General features: G+C 57.9%; 19 protein-coding genes and 1 pseudogene. 16 read left to right on the top strand and 4 right to left on the bottom strand.

Going from position 1 to position 15880, the window contains the following annotated elements; all coding sequences use genetic code 11:
• Positions 1-3: 3 nt before the first annotated feature.
• From DY250_RS12770 to DY250_RS12750, 5 genes are all read left to right on the top strand, one after another.
• On the top strand, positions 4-795 hold the full coding sequence (locus DY250_RS12770) for a 3'-5' exonuclease (RefSeq protein ID WP_115612608.1): 792 nt from the start codon (positions 4-6) through the stop codon (positions 793-795).
• Positions 792-1112, top strand: coding sequence for a DUF1820 family protein (locus tag DY250_RS12765; RefSeq protein ID WP_115612607.1), 321 nt, complete (start codon positions 792-794; stop codon positions 1110-1112). Before DY250_RS12770 ends, DY250_RS12765 begins: the two co-directional genes overlap by 4 nt.
• A gap of 11 nt (positions 1113-1123) precedes the next feature.
• Complete coding sequence (locus DY250_RS12760; protein ID WP_115612606.1) at positions 1124-2437, top strand: TerD family protein; 1314 nt, start codon at positions 1124-1126, stop codon at positions 2435-2437.
• A 102-nt stretch (positions 2438-2539) separates the two neighbouring features.
• The gene (locus DY250_RS12755; protein ID WP_115612605.1) at positions 2540-3847 is read left to right on the top strand and encodes a hypothetical protein; all 1308 of its coding nucleotides are present in this window, start codon (positions 2540-2542) and stop codon (positions 3845-3847) included.
• Between the two features lie 52 nt (positions 3848-3899).
• Positions 3900-5084: a hypothetical protein gene (locus DY250_RS12750; RefSeq protein ID WP_115612604.1), complete on the top strand. Its 1185-nt coding sequence runs from the start codon at positions 3900-3902 to the stop codon at positions 5082-5084.
• Between the two features lie 347 nt (positions 5085-5431).
• Here DY250_RS12750 and coaBC read toward each other — a convergent pair whose 3' ends face one another.
• On the bottom strand, positions 5432-6622 hold the full coding sequence (coaBC, locus tag DY250_RS12745; protein WP_115612603.1) for a bifunctional phosphopantothenoylcysteine decarboxylase/phosphopantothenate--cysteine ligase CoaBC: 1191 nt from the start codon (positions 6620-6622) through the stop codon (positions 5432-5434).
• A 35-nt stretch (positions 6623-6657) separates the two neighbouring features.
• Here coaBC and radC point away from each other — a divergent pair, with 35 nt between their 5' ends.
• The 5 genes and pseudogenes from radC to DY250_RS14660 all read left to right on the top strand — a co-directional run bounded on the left by radC (position 6658) and on the right by DY250_RS14660 (position 9806).
• Positions 6658-7332 (top strand): RadC family protein, encoded by a 675-nt coding sequence (gene radC, locus DY250_RS12740; protein WP_115612602.1) that lies wholly within the window; start codon positions 6658-6660, stop codon positions 7330-7332.
• Positions 7333-7377: 45 nt separating this feature from the next.
• Positions 7378-8199: a response regulator gene (locus DY250_RS12735; protein ID WP_115612601.1), complete on the top strand. Its 822-nt coding sequence runs from the start codon at positions 7378-7380 to the stop codon at positions 8197-8199.
• Positions 8200-8270: 71 nt separating this feature from the next.
• On the top strand, positions 8271-8837 hold the full coding sequence (locus DY250_RS12730) for a nitroreductase family protein (RefSeq protein ID WP_115612600.1): 567 nt from the start codon (positions 8271-8273) through the stop codon (positions 8835-8837).
• Positions 8740-9099: pseudogene (locus tag DY250_RS14665) on the top strand (NYN domain-containing protein); the annotation flags it as partial. The gene DY250_RS12730 and the pseudogene DY250_RS14665, both read left to right, overlap by 98 nt.
• A gap of 92 nt (positions 9100-9191) precedes the next feature.
• The gene (locus tag DY250_RS14660) at positions 9192-9806 is read left to right on the top strand and encodes an OST-HTH/LOTUS domain-containing protein (RefSeq protein ID WP_245951135.1); all 615 of its coding nucleotides are present in this window, start codon (positions 9192-9194) and stop codon (positions 9804-9806) included.
• Between the two features lie 4 nt (positions 9807-9810).
• On the opposite strand, the gene DY250_RS12720 is transcribed toward DY250_RS14660, so the two are convergent.
• The 3 genes from DY250_RS12720 to dsbC are packed head-to-tail and all read right to left on the bottom strand — an operon-like array spanning position 9811 to position 12166.
• Entirely contained in the window at positions 9811-11004 is a 1194-nt protein-coding gene (locus DY250_RS12720; RefSeq protein ID WP_115612599.1) for a beta-ketoacyl-ACP synthase, read from the bottom strand.
• Complete coding sequence (locus DY250_RS12715; RefSeq protein ID WP_115612598.1) at positions 11001-11450, bottom strand: hypothetical protein; 450 nt, start codon at positions 11448-11450, stop codon at positions 11001-11003. The genes DY250_RS12720 and DY250_RS12715 overlap by 4 nt, the downstream gene beginning before the upstream one ends.
• A gap of 20 nt (positions 11451-11470) precedes the next feature.
• Positions 11471-12166 carry a bifunctional protein-disulfide isomerase/oxidoreductase DsbC gene (dsbC, locus tag DY250_RS12710; protein ID WP_115612597.1) on the bottom strand — a complete coding sequence of 232 codons (696 nt, stop codon included), beginning with the start codon at positions 12164-12166 and terminating at the stop codon, positions 11471-11473.
• 229 nt (positions 12167-12395) lie between these two features.
• On the opposite strand from dsbC, the gene DY250_RS12705 reads away from it, so the two are divergent.
• The 6 genes from DY250_RS12705 (at position 12396) to DY250_RS12680 (ending at position 15814) form a co-directional block, all read left to right on the top strand.
• Entirely contained in the window at positions 12396-12866 is a 471-nt protein-coding gene (locus DY250_RS12705) for an EamA family transporter (RefSeq protein ID WP_218565602.1), read from the top strand.
• Positions 12856-13593, top strand: coding sequence for a competence/damage-inducible protein A (locus DY250_RS12700; RefSeq protein WP_115612596.1), 738 nt, complete (start codon positions 12856-12858; stop codon positions 13591-13593). Before DY250_RS12705 ends, DY250_RS12700 begins: the two co-directional genes overlap by 11 nt.
• The gene (locus DY250_RS12695) at positions 13590-13886 is read left to right on the top strand and encodes a BrnT family toxin (protein ID WP_115612595.1); all 297 of its coding nucleotides are present in this window, start codon (positions 13590-13592) and stop codon (positions 13884-13886) included. Before DY250_RS12700 ends, DY250_RS12695 begins: the two co-directional genes overlap by 4 nt.
• Positions 13867-14163 carry a BrnA antitoxin family protein gene (locus DY250_RS12690; protein WP_115612594.1) on the top strand — a complete coding sequence of 99 codons (297 nt, stop codon included), beginning with the start codon at positions 13867-13869 and terminating at the stop codon, positions 14161-14163. Before DY250_RS12695 ends, DY250_RS12690 begins: the two co-directional genes overlap by 20 nt.
• 86 nt (positions 14164-14249) lie before the next feature.
• Positions 14250-15437 (top strand): acetate/propionate family kinase, encoded by a 1188-nt coding sequence (locus DY250_RS12685; RefSeq protein ID WP_172542433.1) that lies wholly within the window; start codon positions 14250-14252, stop codon positions 15435-15437.
• Between the two features lie 41 nt (positions 15438-15478).
• On the top strand, positions 15479-15814 hold the full coding sequence (locus DY250_RS12680) for a hypothetical protein (protein WP_115612592.1): 336 nt from the start codon (positions 15479-15481) through the stop codon (positions 15812-15814).
• Positions 15815-15880: the final 66 nt, after the last annotated feature.

Below are 15880 nucleotides of genomic sequence, written 5' to 3'. Positions count from 1 at the left end.
GCCATGCCCATCCACAACACCCTCGTCTTTGACATCGAAACCGTCGCCGATACCGCCGCCTACCGCCTGCTGCACAACCTCCCCGCCGAACAGAGCGACGCCGATACCTACCGCCTCATGGCCGGCGAGCGTCTTGCTGAAAGCGGCAGCACCTTCATGCGCCACCACCTGCACAAAATCGTCGCCATCTCCGTCGTCCTCAAAAATGCCGGCGGTCTGAAAGTGTGGTCGCTTGGCGAAGAAAGCAGCAGCGAATACGAAATCGTGCAACGCTTCTTCCAGGGCATCGAAAAATTCGCACCAACGCTCGTGAGCTGGAACGGCAGCGGCTTTGACCTGCCCGTGCTGCATTACCGCGCCCTCTTCCACGGCATCCCCGCCGCGCGTTACTTTGAAAACGGCGACAACGACAAGGACTACAAATACAACAACTACCTGAACCGCTACCAGTGGCGGCATCTTGACCTCATGGACGTGCTCTCCGGCTACCAGGCGCGCAGCAGCGCCAGCCTGAACGACGTCGCCAAACTCTGCGGCTTCCCCGGCAAACTCGACATGGATGGCGCCGCCGTGCAAGATCGCTACGCAAGCGGCGACATCAAAGGCATCCGCGACTACTGCGAAACCGACGTGCTCAACACCTACCTCGTCTACCTGCGCTTCGAACTCATCCGTGGCAACCTCACCCAGGACAGCTACCAGCAGCACCTCGAAGAAGTCGAAACCTTCCTCGAAGAACAAGACGGCGCGCACTGGCAGGCCTTCCTGCAAACCTGGGCGGAACGCGGCGCATGACCCGGGACAACAGCATCTACCGCGTGCAATTCAAAACCGAGCGGCACTACTACGACCTCTACGTCCGCCACGTCTTCCCTGCGGACATGGCGGGCTTCATCTGCCTCGAAAACTTCCTTTTCCACGAAGAAAGCGGCGTCCTCATTGACCCGCGTGTGGAAAGACTTGCCGCCGAATTCGGCAACGTCAAAACCGCCTTCATCCCCTACCACCAAATCATCCGCATCGACCAGGTCGAACGCTGCGGCGAAAGCCGTATCCGCCACAGCGAAGACGGCGGCAACCCGAAAATCCAGCCCTTCCCGCCCCCGCGCTAAACGAGAAAACCATGCCTGCCCAGACCCTTACCGCCGGCGCCAATGCTCCCATCCGCGATCCGGCCCGCCTCACCCTCCGCATCGACAGCAGCGAACCGATCGATTGCGCTGCCTACCGCCTTGCCGCCGATGGCCGCGTGCGCGGCGACCACGACATGATCTTCTACAACCAGCCGCGCAGCGACGACGGCAGCATCGCCTGCCACGCCGGCGAGCGCCGCAGCGAATACCACCTCGACCTCACCCGCCAGCCGGCGGACATCGAGCGCATCGCCATCGCCTTCAGCGGCGCCGCGCCACTTTCCCGCTTCCGCCACCTCAGCCTCGACATCAGCGAAAACGGTACGCCTGCCCTGCATTGCCCGGTCGAACACCTCGGCGAACGGCAAGAAACCGCGCTCATCCTCGGCGAATGCTACCGCCGCGATGGTGCCTGGAAATTCCGCTTCATCGCACAAGGCTTCGTCGGCGGCCTCAAACCGCTGTCCGAACACTACGGCGTGGAGATTGCTGACGATAACGAAGAAGCGGCGGGGATAGAGGAGACTGCCGCTAACCCGCTGCACAACACCGCCTGGCAAGAAGAAAACAGCCTCGCCAACGCCGCCCAACACCAGCCGCTGGCCGACTGGTTCGCGCGCAAACAAATCCGCGCCCGCTTCAACCATGCCGCCGTCGATATGCGCGGCTACTACGACGAAGCCGCCGCCCTCCTCGGCAGCGAACACGTCCTGCTCAACAACCTGCTCAACCAAATCAACTGGGCCTACCGCCATCGTCATGACGGCTTGCGTCTCAACCTCAAACCCTACGCCGCAGCGGAGAGCAAACGCCTGCTTGCCATCGTGCGCGAACTCTACGACGCGACCCTGATCGCCCGCTATCACTACGACAAAGCCAAACACAGCCTGCACATCCAGCTACAAAACGCCCAGCCCGTGCGCCAATTCCTCGGTGGCGGCTGGCTGGAATGGTATGCCCTCGGCAGCCTGCTGAGTGAGGCGGCCAAACGCGGCGCGGACTACCGCTTCGCCTGCGCGCGCGGCGTTCGCATCGAATTTGCGAACGGCGACAAACACGAACTCGACGTCGCCTACCTGCCGCTAGGCAAAACCCCGCTCATCATCGAATGCAAAAGCGGCGAATACCGGCGCGACCTCGATAAATACCTCAACCTGCGTAAACGTCTTGATTTACCACCAAGCCACTACCTCATCCTCGCGACCGACCTCAGCCACGCCCAGGCAAACTCACTGAGCGCGATGTACCAGCTCACCTTCGTCACCCCGGATAGACTGCTGCCGCACTGCCTGCCATTGCTGTAAACATTTTTCCGCCAAGCGATTATCAAAAAAATCAACATGCTATCGCCGCGTTTGGCATAAAACAGCAAACATGACCCAAACAACACCAAACAGGGAACCGGCATGCCACAACCGGCCAACCTCTACGAAATTCTCGCCGCCTGGCAACGCAACCGTCGCCAGCGCTTTACCGACCGCACCGTCCTCGAACTGTGGCAGCGGCGGATGCTCACCCGTCTCTTCAAAGAAGCCCTGCCGCAAAGCCCCTACTACCGGTCTTGCCTCAAAGAACCCATCGAAAACTGGCCGGTGATGAACCCGGTGGATCTCACCCGCCATTTCGACCAAATCAACACCCTCGGCGCCAGACACGAAGAAGTCTTTGCCCTCGGCGTGCGTGCCGACATCTCGCGCGACTATGCCTACTTCGCCCGCGACTACACCCCGCTCCTTTCCGCCGGCAGCAAAGGCCGCTGCCGCGCCTACATCCTCAGCCACGAAGAGCGGGTGGATCGCATCGGCGCCATCCTCGTCCGTCTCTACCCGGACGAACTGCCGGAAGGCACCAGCATCGCCTGGTACTTCCGCAATAACAACGCGCCCCACCACGCTCTGAAAACAAGCACCCTCGAAATCCAGAGCTATGACCTGCAAGAACACCCCTCCTATCTCGCACAAAAACTGCAACACCAGCAGCCATACCTCATCATCGCTCCAGTCAGCGTCCTCCTGCGCATCCTCAGCCTCATCATGGAAGGGCGCCTCGAACTCGAACGCTGTAACCGCGTCTATAACAGCGGCGAAGTGATGACCGCGCGCGATTGTCTTGCCCTACGCCGCCAGTTCGCCACTGTCGGTGACATCTATCAGGGCGTGGAAGGGATGCTCGGCGTCACCTGCGCGCATGGCCGACAGCACCTTTGCGAAGAAAAATACCTCATCGAAAAAGAATGGCTGGATGACGTCCACTACATCCCGCTTATTACCTCATTCACCGCCCACGCCCTGCCACTAGTGCGCTACCGCGTGGGCGACGTGCTGCAACACGATCCGCAATCCTGCCTCTGTGGCAACTGCGCCGACAGCGTGCGCGCCATCGAAGACCGTACTGACGACATCTTCATCCTGCCTTTGCCAAACCTCACCCGCCGCATCAAAATCTACCCGCAGACCAGCCACCACACCCTGGCCCGCCTGCTGCCGTGGAAAAATGACTACCACCTGAGCCAGCACAGCCCGACCGGCATCACCCTCACCGCCGCCGCCGATGCTGACCTGCACAACTGCCGCGCCCACCTGCAACTCGTCTGGCAAAAACTCGGCGTCGATACCGCCCGGCTGCAATGGCGGCTTGACGACCACCTGCCCCAAGCCGATCCGGGTAGTGAACAACGCCGTATCCGCCGCCTGCCGATGGCGGTAAGACTGTGACGTTGCTGTTAAACACCAAACCACGAACAAAATACTTTTTAAGGAGTTAAACATGTTTGATAATTGGCTGAACAGACTGACAAAACTTGCAACATTGATCCCTATTGTATCCATGGTTATTGGCGCAATGATCATCCATAATTATTTAAACACCATAGGATTTAACGGCCTGTTCCCAGACATAATATTGACCAGCGCAGTATTAGCGCTCATATTAATTTATATTGCAATAATAACAACATGTATATATATCATTCCTTTTTTATCTTTACCCATGATCTACCAAGAATATAAGTTAGCAAGTGAAAGAAAACGAGTGAGATGGTATGTGTTCTTATTACATCTAATAAAATCTAAATCAATAATGAAAAAAAGAAGACGAGCAATATGGTGTGCATTCGGATTATATGTGCTGATGTTTGTGATCTTGATCGTTACATTTCTATCTGGGTCATTATTATTATCAGTATTTATTCTCTTTACTATACCTTATTTCGTATTTTCATTATACAAGAGAATAAACAATAGGCAGTTTGTATCTCTTCTTAATAAAGAAGATTTTAGTAATATAATGCTAATGTTAATACATCATCTTTGTTTTATTTGGTCTATATTATTATTTCTTCTTGTGGGCTACGCTTGGGTTGCAAAAAGCTGGACTTTTTATGCTATGGCGGTCTGTTTTTACATCCTTAATTCAATAATTTTACTAAGCAGCGTATATAAAAGAAAAATAGATATTTCACCCAAGTTTTATTATGGCCTATCACTGTCAATACTATTTCTTTTTTGCCTTCTATTTACAACTATGGAGCAGTCTACATTTATCAATCATATCCTCATAAGCCTTGGATATATAGAAGATGAAAGTAAATCAAAGCTATATGTTATTAGCGATAATATTTTTGCCTTGAATAAAGAAAAGGATAACAACTTGCTGTTATCGGTTGTAAGAAACCATTTTCTTTATATAAAACCTAATGTTTATTATGGATATATGGCATGGAATGTAGGGGAGATTAAAGTATTTTGTCCACATGATACAAATAAAGAATATTACAAATGCCTACCGATCAAAAGAGATTATTTACAACTGGTCCCTGTATCTAGCGATAAGATGGCGATAGAAATCACAAGTGTTTATCTAGAGAATTTTTCTTATAAGATAAGCGAGATAGAGCCAAATGTGTCCATGTTATTACAAACAATAGTTAAAGAGTTGCACGAAAACTCCTAATTTACGCAAAGTTATTTAGAGCTTATCTATCTCACCAGACAGATTTAAAACAACATGATTGTCACTGCATCATGGTTCGTCCGGTGAGATAGGTTATTAATTTGGCGTCACTTCTTCAGAATTTTGCTAAGTGCCGTAAATGCTGGTTTTTATCCCCCCTTCAGGCCTTCGGCCACCTTCCCCCCACAGCGGGGGAAGGGATTTGTCCGTGTCAAGCGGCGTAAACACTGGGTCCGCAAGCGTCCATGCGGGAAGTTTTTTATCGTGTACGAAGGCCAAATTCAGGAATGAAGGCGAGAAGGTGGCACATCTTGTCGCATTACATCGCTGCCTGCGGCGCAGCGTTGTTATGATTTTTTAGATGTTTGGCTATAAGCGGCGCGGATATGGTCAAGGAGGCTTTCTGCCAGCGCGCTTTTGCTCTGTCGTGGCAGCGGGATTTCCCGCTCGGCGCTGATGAGGGTCGCGCTGTTGTCGTCTGCGCCGAAGACATCGCCGCTCACGTCGTTGGCGATGATGAGGTCAAGGTTTTTGCGCGCGCGTTTGGCGCGGGCGTAGACGAGCAGGTTTTCGGTTTCGGCGGCGAAGCCCACGGTGTAGGGGCGTGTCTCAGGCGGCAATGCGGCGATGGTCGCGATCACGTCCGGATTTTGCACGAGGGCGAGGGTGAGCGGGGCGTCGCCCTGTTTTTTTTGTTTTTGTGCGGCGGGGTGCGCGACGCGGTAGTCGGCGACGGCGGCAGCGGAGAGGTAGATGTCGCCGGGGTGAGCGAGGGCGGCAGCGAGCAAGTCTTCGGCGCTTTCGATGTTGATGCGGGTCACGCCCGGCGGGGTCGGCAATGCTGTCGGGCCGCTGATGAGGGTGACAATGGCGCCACGGCGTGCGGCAGCGGCAGCCAGGGCATAGCCCATTTTGCCGCTGCTGTGGTTGGAGAGGTAGCGCACCGGATCAATGGCTTCGCGCGTCGGCCCGGCGGTGACGGTGAGATGGATGTCCTGCCAGTCCCGCTTGGGCGTGAGCCAGTCCCGCAGGGTTTCAGGTTCGGGCAGGCGGCCCGCGCCGATGTCGCCGCAGGCTTGTGCGCCGCTGTCGCTGGGGATGACGGTGTGTTTTTCGCGGGCAGCAAGGGTGGCGAGGTTTGCCTGCACGGCGGGGTGGGCGAGCATGTGGCAGTTCATCGTCGGTGCGAGGTAGATGTGTGCGTTTGTCGCGAGGTAGAGGGTAGTGAGGAGGTCATCGGCGATGCCGTGCGCGAGTTTGCCGAGGATATTCGCGGTGGCGGGGGCGATGAGGTAGGCATCCGCCCAGCGTGCCAGTTCGATGTGCCCCATGCCCTGTTCGGCGGCGGGGTCGAAGAGGTCGTGCCGCACCGCTTCGCCGGAGACGGCCTGCAAGGTGGTTGGGCTGATGAAGTGGGCGGCGTGGGCGGTGTGGACGATGCGTACGTTATCCCCCTGTTTTTTCAGGAGGCGGACGAGGTGCGGGATTTTGTAGGCGGCGATGCCGCCGCTAATGCCGATGAGGATGTTCTGCGTCATATAATGCTGCCGTTTTTTTGAAGGAAATCATTGTAATGGATGAGGATGCGTTCTCAACGGATATGCCGCGTGAGCGTCTGCTGACGAAAGGCGCGGCGGCGTTGGCGGATTATGAGCTGCTGGCAATTTTGCTGCGCACCGGCGCGAAGGGCGTGGATGTGCTGCGTTTTGCGCAAGACTTGCTGAAAGCGCGCGGTGGCCTGGTTGGCCTCTTTAACAGTCGCCCCGCTGATTTGCAGGCGTTGCGCGGCCTAGGTAAGGCGAAATCGGCGGAGATTCTTGCCGTTACGGAGCTGGCGCGACGCTTCATGGCGGAAGAGATGCGCCAATCATCGTGGTCGTTTTCTTCGCCGGACGACGTACGCAATTTCCTGCTGCTGCAATTCAAGGGGCAGGGGCTGGAATCTTTCGGCGTGCTTTTCCTCAATCAGCAGCACGGTTTCATCGCCTTCGAGCGGCTGGCAGCGGGTGCAGCCGGTGCGGTCGCTATCCCCGCGCGCGAGCTGTTTGCCAGCGCCCTGCATCATCACGCTGCCGCCGTCATCCTCGCCCATAATCATCCGGCGGGCAGTACCGAGCCATCGGCTGCCGACCGCGCTGCGACGAAGCGGATTGAGGCAGCATTAGCACTGATGGAAGTACGCCTGCTGGATCACTTTATCGTCGCCGGTAACACGCTGGTTTCCATGCGGGAATGCGGTGGTTGGTGATACAATGCGTTAACGTTTTTTTATGGACGAGAGGATTTGATTTTTATGCTGAAAACCGCCCTGATTGTGGATGATTCCCGCCTCGCGCGCCTCACTTTGAAGCGATTACTGGCCAAATACGATATTGACGTGGTTGAAGCCGAAAGCGTCATTGATGGCGAAAGCTGGATTTCCCGCCACACCCTGCCGGATATCGTCTTCATGGACATCATGATGCCCGACCTGGATGGCTACGAAGGCCTGGCGCGGCTGCGCGCCGATCCGGAAACGCATGACCTGCCGGTCATCATGTATTCCGGCGACATTTCTGAAGAAGCACGGCAGAAAGCGCGTGATGCGGGTGCAACCGGCTATCTGCCGAAACCTGCCGATGCCAGCCGGCTTGATCATCTACTCTCTGCCCTGCGTGACCGTGTGCGTCCTGCCGCGCAGCCTATAGCGCAACCCGCTCCGCCGCCGCCCCCGCCGCAGAAACCCGTTTCTGCCCCACCGCCGGTGCGCAGCGTGGTGGACGAGCCCGATTTCGACGTGGTCACGCCGTCTTACGTCGCTCCCGCCGCCGTGCCGCAGCAGCAGGCGCATATTCCGCTTGCCGTCACCTATGTGGATACCACGGAAATTACCCGCCGCATTGATGCCCTCGAACGTCAGCTCACGCTGACCCAGGAAAAAGCGCAGCGCGCTGCCGACGAAGGCAAAGCAGGCGTGACTGCCGATATTGAAAAGCAGCGCAAAGAAATGCAGCACCTGCAAAACCGTCTCGCTGAGAGCGACCGCCGCGCGACCATCTCCATCGTTATCGGCGGCATCGCCCTGCTGATTGCCGTGCTGGCCGTTGTCTGGCAGTTGTTGCACCTCGGCAGCTGATTCTTCCGCTCCCCGATATAAACGCCACGCCTTGTGGCGTTTTTCATTTCCCCAACCGAGACAAAAAAATCATGAACCCGACGCTTGACCTGCTTTTACGGCGCAATTCGCCCCGCCCGGCGCAACTCGCCGATCCTGCCCCCAACGCTGACGAACTGGCACTCATCCTGCGCGCTGCAACCCGTGTTTCTGATCACGGCAATCTCACCCCGTGGCGGCTGGACGTATTCAAAAAGCCGGCGCAGGAAGCGCTCTATCAAACCCTGCTCGGCATCTGGCAATGGAAATATCCCGATGCTGACGAAGGCCTGACCGCGAAAAAAACCGGCTTTGTCCGCGCAGCGCCGCTGCTCATCATGGTTTCGAGCCGCCTTAACACGATCAGTACCGTGCCGCGCTACGAACAAATCCTCTCCGGCGGCGCCGTCTGCCAGAACCTCATCATTGCCGCCAGCGCGCTGGGTTACGGCACCTGCTGGCTGACCCCGTGGGCGGCAAGCGATGCCGACGTCAAGGCTCACCTCAACGTTAAGGCAGAAGATGACATCCTCGGTTTCATCTCGCTCGGCACGCCAACCCTCACCCCGCCGGAACGCTTCCGCCCGCCGCTGGAAGACGTGGTGGTGTGGCATGAATAGCCCGGAAAAACAGGACAAACTCGCCGTCCTTATTGATGCGGATAATGCTTCTGCGGCGGCTGTTTCCGGCCTTTTCGCAGAGATCGCCAAACTGGGCATTGCCAGCGTCAAGTGTATTTACGGCGATTGGAGCCGTCCAGAACCGCAGGGCTGGAAAAAAGACGTGTTACTGCGCCATGCACTGATGCCGGTGCAGCAATTTGCCTACACGACCGGCAAAGACGCCACCGACATGAAGCTCATCATCGACGCGATGGATCTGCTGTACAGCGGCACTTTCGACGGTTTCTGCCTCGTGTCCAGCGATAGCGATTTTACCCGCTGGCCGCCCGTATCCGCGCCAACGGCCTCACCGTGTACGGCTTTGGACGACGCAATACTCCGGAAGCCTTCCGCCAGTCTTGTGACCGCTTTTTCTATCTGGAAAACCTGCAAGAAACCACTGCCGCAGAAGAAGGCGATAAAAGCACGGCGGCAACCGCCGCAACAGCACCTCCCGTGCGCAAAACTATCACCGAGGCCTTGCGTCAGCTGCTCAACAAAGCCGTCAAAGACTGCATCGACGACGCTACGGGCTGGGCCTTTGTCGGCCACATTGGTACCTACCTGCGGCAAACCCAGCCGGACTTCGATACGCGCAGCTTCGGCTACGACAAACTGTCCAGCCTGCTCAAGGCACTAGGCGGTCTGCAATTCCGTCACGATGACGCCAGCCGGATGTATTGCCGCCGCATTCCTTACAGCGACCTGCTCAAACTGTTGAGCAACGACGCCATGCCCAAATTCCGCAACAAGGACGGCTGGGCCAAAATCCACGCGCTGGAAACCTATCTCGCCTCGCGCTGGTCCTATCAAGAATACGGCTTCGCCAGCTTTACTGCCCTGCTTGAGACCATCCACAACGCAGAAATACGGAACGACAGCGTGCGCCTGATGCAGACGGCAAACAGCCTAGAAACGGGCGAATAACCGCTTACGCCTCGCCGATAATCAGTGCCGCGTTGTTGCCGCCGAAGGCGAAGGAGGTGCTCAATGCCAGGCGGCATCCGGCGGGGAAGCGGCTGCTACCGTCGGTCAAATGGATGGGCGGCAGGGCGGGGTCGTAGGCGGGGCAGCGCGCGTCGGGTAGACGACCGTCGGGATTGTCGCAGCGTGAGGTATGCAGCCAGCACAGCGCGGCTTCCAGCGCGCCAGCGGCGGCAAGGGTATGGCCGGTGAGTGTTTTGGTGGAGGTGCAGGCTGTATGCGGCAGGGTGGCGGCGACGGCTTGTGCCTCCATGAGGTCGTTCTGCACGGTACCGGTGCCGTGCAGGTTGAGCCAGCCGATCGTTTCCGGCGCGAGCCGGGCATAGGTGAGCGCAGCGCGGATAGCAGCGATGGCGCCCGCACCGTCGGGGCGCGGTGAGGACATGTGGTAGGCATCGCTGCTCGCACCGTAGCCGTAGAGGATTTGTGTGTCAGCGGTAAGCGCTTCGCGGCTGGCGACGAAGACGGCAGCGGCTTCGCCGATGTTGATGCCGTCGCGTCCGGCGGTGAAAGGGCGGGCACGGTCGGCAGAAAGCACTTCCAAGGCGGCAAAGCCGTGGATGGTCAGCGCTGACAAGGTATCGACGCCGCCGCAGATGACGGCATCGGCCGCGCCGCTGGCAAGCAGGCGTGCGGCGCTGATGAGGGCACGCGCGCCGGAGGTGCAGGCGGTGGAGATGCCATAGGCAGGGCCACGCAGGCGATAAGCGGCGGCAGCGCAATCGGCGGGGGCGGACATACGCTGTTTGCCGACGGAAAAGCCCACTTCCGCCCACGGCATGCCGTCTATACGCGCTTCGAGGGCGGCACGGTTGGCGTCGCCACCGCTGGTCGAGGTGCCGAGGACGACGGCAACGCGTTCGGCGCCGAAGCGGGCGATGGCGGCACGGATGGTGTCCTCTATCTGGCAGAGCGCCTGCCAGAGCAGGCGGTTGTTGTCGGTATGGTGTTCAGGCGGCAGATCGGCGGGCAGCGGCTGCCAATCGTGCGTGGGGCAGCGGCCAACGGCGAGACGGCGTCCGGGCAGCCAGTCGTCTTCATAGGTGAGCGGCTGCGCGGCGGGATCATAGAGGGTCGTGAGTGTGGCGGCGATGCCGTTGCCGAGGGCGCTGATGAGGCCGGGGCGATGCAGATGGATCATGGGGTGAGCGGCTCGATGTGCCAGTCGCCGGCGGCGGTACTGAGGCGGTAGCCCTGCGCTTCCCGGGCGACGTGCAGCCAGCGGTGGTCACGGTAGTAGTAGTCATCATCCTGTTTGCGGATCTGCGGATAGGCAGCAGGGTCGTGCAGCAGCATGAGGGCGGTAAAGAGGGTGCGGGCGCGGCGGTTCGGCGGCAGGAAACCGTCATTGTGCCAGGCGGCACCGTCGTAGGTTTGCCGCGCCAGCGGTGCGCCCAGCGGAGAGGTCTGTATCCAGCGCCATTGCCCGGCGTGGTAGTGGCCGATGATGTGACTGTCACCCTCACCGGCGGCATGGGCGCGGTAATGCAGTTCGGCGGGCGCAGTCGCCTGCGGTGTGGCCAGCGGTAGCGGCGCGGTGCAGGCGGTGAGCAGCAGGCTGAGGAGGAGGGTGGGCAGGCGGGGCATGTTATGTCTGGTGGGCGGCCTCAGGACGAAGCCGCTTCTTCCTGCAAGGTTTTCAGCATCTCATCGGCTTTGACGTAGCCGGGGATCAGTGCACCTTTCGGGGTGATGATGGCGGGGGTGCCGTTCACGCCGAACTGATGCCCGAGTTGGTAGTGTTTGCGCACTTTATTCACCGGGGTTTCGGCAACTTTCCGTCCATTTTCCAGATCATCCAGCAGTTTTGCCTTATCTTCGCCGTTGAAGACGGTTTCCATCTGCCGTGCGATGCCGCTGTTCATGCCGTGGCGCGGGAAGGCGAGGTAACGCACGGTGATACCGCGTTCGTTGTACTTGGCGATGTCTTTGTGCAGCAGCTGGCAGTAGTGGCAGGAGGTGTCGAAGAAGACGGTGATGGCGTATTTTTCGTCCTTGGCCGGGAAGACGATCATTTCGTCTTTCAGCGCTTCCAGTTTGCCGAGCAGTGGCGCATTGCTGAGGTCAAGCGGCTGGCCTTTGTCGGTCAGCTCCACCAGACTGCCTTGCAGGTAGTATTTGCCGTCCTCACTGGCGTAGAAGATGCCCTGTTCGGTGACGACGCTGCGCAGGCCTTTCACCGGGCTGGCGCTGATTTCCACCTGTTTCAGGCCGAAATCGTGCAGTTTTTTGCTGATGACGGCGTCGTCCGCTTGTGCGGCGGCAGCAAGCGTGAGCAGGGTAAGCAGGATGCTTTTTTTCATGGTTTGTCCTGTGGTTAGAGAAGGCGACGGATTATAGCCTGCCGTCCATGCGGCGGGATGAGCGTTTTTTTACTGCGCCGCCTCAGCGGCGGGGCGCGGGTGTAAGATGTCCGCTTAGCGACATTGCGGGAGCTTTTATGAGTAAGACAGTCACCAACAACGGGGGCATGGCCTTTGCCAGCGAGAAAGGAATGGAGACTTGGCATGAAGCGCTGTGTGCGCCCCTATCATGAACTGGTTTTTCTACGCCCTACTCTCTGCGCTCTTCGCCGCCCTCACCGCCATTTTCGCCAAGAGCGGGCTGCAAGGCATCGACAGCGATTTTGCCACCTTCATCCGCACGGTGATGATCGTTTTCGTGCTGGCCCTCTGGGTCAGCTACCTCGGCAAATGGCAGCCGCTTGCCACCGTCGGCGGCAGGCAGTGGCTGTTCCTCGGCCTCTCGGCGGCGGCGACCGGCCTTTCCTGGCTTTTTTATTTCAAGGCGCTGCAACTCGGCCATGCCTCACACGTCGCGCCGGTGGATAAGCTCTCCGTTGTCTTCGTCGCCCTCTTTGCCGCTCTCTTCCTCGGCGAACGCCTCAGTGCGCGCGAATGGCTGGGCGTCGCCCTCATCGTCGCCGGCGTCATCTGCATCGCCCTCAAACCCGCCGCGCCACCTTCTCCTCCCTCTCACCCGGAACCCCATCATGAAGCCTGAACGCCTGCAAATCCTCATCATCGGTAACGAAATCCTCAGTGGCCGCCGCAACGACGTCCACTTTGTCAATACCCTCGCCGCTTGCAACGCGCGCGGTCTGCGCCTGCATGCCGTGCACTACCTCGGCGACGACGGCGATGCCCTCATCCGCCACTACCGCCGCGCGCTGGATGCTAACGAAGCCGTTCTCAGTTTCGGCGGCATCGGCGCCACGCCGGACGACCGCACCCGTCAGGCCGTCGCCGCCGCCTGCGACGTGCCGCTGGCCTATCACCCCGAAGGCGATGCCCTGCTGCGCGCCAAATACGGCGAAGACGAATACACCGCCGCACGGCGCGAACTCATCCATTTCCCGCAGGGTGCCAGCCTCATCCCCAACCCGGTCAACAACATCCCCGGCTTCAGCCTGCGGCACATCCACTGCGTGCCGGGCTTCCCGCAGATGGCTGAACCGATGATGCAGTGGGTGCTGGATCACGATTACCGCTACCTCAGCCGTGAGCGCTGCTATCTCGCTCTCGACGTCTTCGCGCCGGAAAGCCGCCTCTCCCCCATCATGCAGATCCTGGAAGAGCGGCACCCGCAAGTGGCGGTTTCCAGCCTGCCGAAACTGCATTTTGAAAGCGAACTCGGCTTCGATGGCAGCCGCGCTGACTGCGAAGCGGCTATCGCCACCGCCCGCCGCCTGCTGGATGAAGCGGATATGCAGTGGCAGGGGCATGAATGAATTACCGATTCGAATGGGATGATGGAAAAGAGCGCATCAATATCCGTAAACACAGCATAGATTTCACAATGGCCTCTACCGTTTTCCTTGATCCGCTACATCAAATGGTGCAAGACCGCATAGAAGGTGGCGAGTGGCGCTGGCAGACTATCGGTATCGTTAAAGGGCAAGTCGTTGTTTTGGTTGCTCATACTGTTGTAGAGACAGATACAATGACCTGCATCCGCATTATCTCGGCACGCCATGCCACCAAAAAAGAACAGGAGTATTACTATGGGCGTACTTATCATTAAAGACGGCGAATACCCCGAATTTACCCCGGAACAAGAAGCCATGCTGGCCAAACTCGCTGCTATGGACGACCGCGACATCGACACCAGCGACATCCCCGAACTGGGCGACGATTTCTGGCGGCAGGCGCGGCGCGGACACTTCCGCCGCCGCGAACAACTCACCATTGGTATCGACAGCGACATCCTGCACTGGCTGCGTCAACAGGGCGGCGACTACCAGGCGCGTCTCAACGCCATCCTGCGCCGCGCCATGCAGCAGGAAAGCGGTGGCGGCTGATACCTGCCATAAAGCGCCGCCCCGTGCCCCGTCGCGTTTCTGCTAAAATCGTGCGGTTTTCATCCATTAGTCATTCATAGGAAATCATCATGTCCCACTACATTTTTGTCCTGAACTGCGGCTCTTCCAGCCTGAAATTTTCCGTCATCAATCCGGAGAACGGCGACGAGGCGCTGAAAGGCCTCGCTGAGCGCCTCGGTGTCGGCGGCGTCGGTAACATCACCATCAAGAACGCCAAGGGCGACAAACTCGAAGAAACGCTGGATCCCGGTACGCACCAGGAAGCGCTGCGCCACATCGTTGCCGCACTGCACAAAGAAGGGCTGATGGACAAAATCAAGGCGGTCGGCCACCGCATCGTGCATGGCGGCGAATATTTCGCCGAATCCGTCCTCGTGGATGACGATGTGCGCAACAAGATTGTGGACTGCATCCGCCTCGCCCCGTTACACAACCCGGCGCACGTTACCGGTATTGACGCTGCGCGCGAAGTCTTCCCCAATCTGAAACAGGTCGTCGTCTTCGACACCGCCTTCCACCAGCATATGCCGGAGCGCGCCTATCTCTACGCGCTGCCGTACAAGCTCTACACCGACAACAAAATCCGCCGCTACGGTTTCCACGGCACCTCTTACCGCTACATCGCCAGCCAGCTGCCGGAAAAACTCGGCATCGCCAAGCCGAAAGCCGTCGTCGCCCACCTCGGTAACGGTGCCTCCGTCGCTGCCGTGGATTTCGACCATTCTGTGGACACCACGATGGGGCTCACCCCGCTGGAAGGTGTGGTGCACGGCACCCGTTCCGGCGATGTTGATCCCGCCATCTTCGGCATCCTCACCGGGCAAATGGGCATGAGCCCGAAAGAAGTGGACGACATGCTGTGGAAACAGTCCGGCCTGCTTGGCCTGTCCGGCATGTCCAACGATTGCCGCACCATCGAAGAAGCCTATGCCAAGGGCGATGCGGCGGCCATCCGCACCATGGAGGTCTATTGCTACCGCCTTGCCAAACACATCGCTGCGCAGATGGTCGGCCTCGGCGGCGCTGATGCCATCGTCTTCACCGGTGGTATCGGCGAAAACTCCTCGCTGGTACGCGAAAAAACCATCGCCCTGCTTGAATATCTCGGCTTCAAACTCGATAGCGCGAAGAACCACGAAACCTTCCGGGGCAAAGAAGGCAACATCGCCGCAAGCGGCAGCAAACCGGTATGGGTCATCGCTACCAACGAAGAGCTGATGATCGCCCGCGATACCGACGCACTCAGCGTATAAAACCAAGTTTCATTCACTAAACCTTAAAAGGAAATTTAATTATGGCTAGAGAAATTGCCTTTACCGTAGCCCACAATGGCACAACGTACATCTGTTCAAATCAAATCCTTGAAAAGAATAAAGTCATTCTGCCTTGCGTTAATGAAAAAATGTACGATGAATTAATCAAAGATTCCGAACTTCAAGTTGCTGATAACTTTGAAATGCCAACAACACATTATGGAATTTCTTCTGGGGGTTCATCTTCATTTGGTTATCTAATTGCTTTTGTAATAGGTATTGTCGGTACTGCAATAATGCAATTCTATTTAAGAAAAAGAATGGAAAAAAAACTTGCCGAGGGGGGGGGAAGAGGCATTGGAATCTTATTTTGCTGACAAAGCGGAAAGGCTGAAAAATAAATTTTCAAAAGCTTATAGTGCATTCAAAGATAATTGATAGTC

The organism is Cardiobacterium valvarum (genome assembly GCF_900460955.1).
GTDB classification, from domain to species: Bacteria; Pseudomonadota; Gammaproteobacteria; order Cardiobacteriales; family Cardiobacteriaceae; genus Cardiobacterium; species Cardiobacterium valvarum.
Note: the sequence above shows the minus strand (reverse complement) of the source record. Positions and strands in the feature narration are given on the sequence as shown.

Bases quoted from the DNA above. Each gene is read 5' to 3' on its own strand.
- DY250_RS12770 (WP_115612608.1), top strand. From the start codon at position 4: ATGCCCATCCACAACACCCTCGTCTTTGACATCGAAACCGTCGCCGAT.
- DY250_RS12765 (WP_115612607.1), top strand. From the start codon at position 792: ATGACCCGGGACAACAGCATCTACCGCGTGCAATTCAAAACCGAGCGG.
- DY250_RS12760 (WP_115612606.1), top strand. From the start codon at position 1,124: ATGCCTGCCCAGACCCTTACCGCCGGCGCCAATGCTCCCATCCGCGAT.
- DY250_RS12755 (WP_115612605.1), top strand. From the start codon at position 2,540: ATGCCACAACCGGCCAACCTCTACGAAATTCTCGCCGCCTGGCAACGC.
- DY250_RS12750 (WP_115612604.1), top strand. From the start codon at position 3,900: ATGTTTGATAATTGGCTGAACAGACTGACAAAACTTGCAACATTGATC.
- coaBC (WP_115612603.1), bottom strand. From the start codon at position 6,622: ATGACGCAGAACATCCTCATCGGCATTAGCGGCGGCATCGCCGCCTAC.
- radC (WP_115612602.1), top strand. From the start codon at position 6,658: ATGGATGAGGATGCGTTCTCAACGGATATGCCGCGTGAGCGTCTGCTG.
- DY250_RS12735 (WP_115612601.1), top strand. From the start codon at position 7,378: ATGCTGAAAACCGCCCTGATTGTGGATGATTCCCGCCTCGCGCGCCTC.
- DY250_RS12730 (WP_115612600.1), top strand. From the start codon at position 8,271: ATGAACCCGACGCTTGACCTGCTTTTACGGCGCAATTCGCCCCGCCCG.
- DY250_RS12720 (WP_115612599.1), bottom strand. From the start codon at position 11,004: ATGATCCATCTGCATCGCCCCGGCCTCATCAGCGCCCTCGGCAACGGC.
- DY250_RS12715 (WP_115612598.1), bottom strand. From the start codon at position 11,450: ATGCCCCGCCTGCCCACCCTCCTCCTCAGCCTGCTGCTCACCGCCTGC.
- dsbC (WP_115612597.1), bottom strand. From the start codon at position 12,166: ATGAAAAAAAGCATCCTGCTTACCCTGCTCACGCTTGCTGCCGCCGCA.
- DY250_RS12705 (WP_218565602.1), top strand. From the start codon at position 12,396: ATGAACTGGTTTTTCTACGCCCTACTCTCTGCGCTCTTCGCCGCCCTC.
- DY250_RS12700 (WP_115612596.1), top strand. From the start codon at position 12,856: ATGAAGCCTGAACGCCTGCAAATCCTCATCATCGGTAACGAAATCCTC.
- DY250_RS12695 (WP_115612595.1), top strand. From the start codon at position 13,590: ATGAATTACCGATTCGAATGGGATGATGGAAAAGAGCGCATCAATATC.
- DY250_RS12690 (WP_115612594.1), top strand. From the start codon at position 13,867: ATGGGCGTACTTATCATTAAAGACGGCGAATACCCCGAATTTACCCCG.
- DY250_RS12680 (WP_115612592.1), top strand. From the start codon at position 15,479: ATGGCTAGAGAAATTGCCTTTACCGTAGCCCACAATGGCACAACGTAC.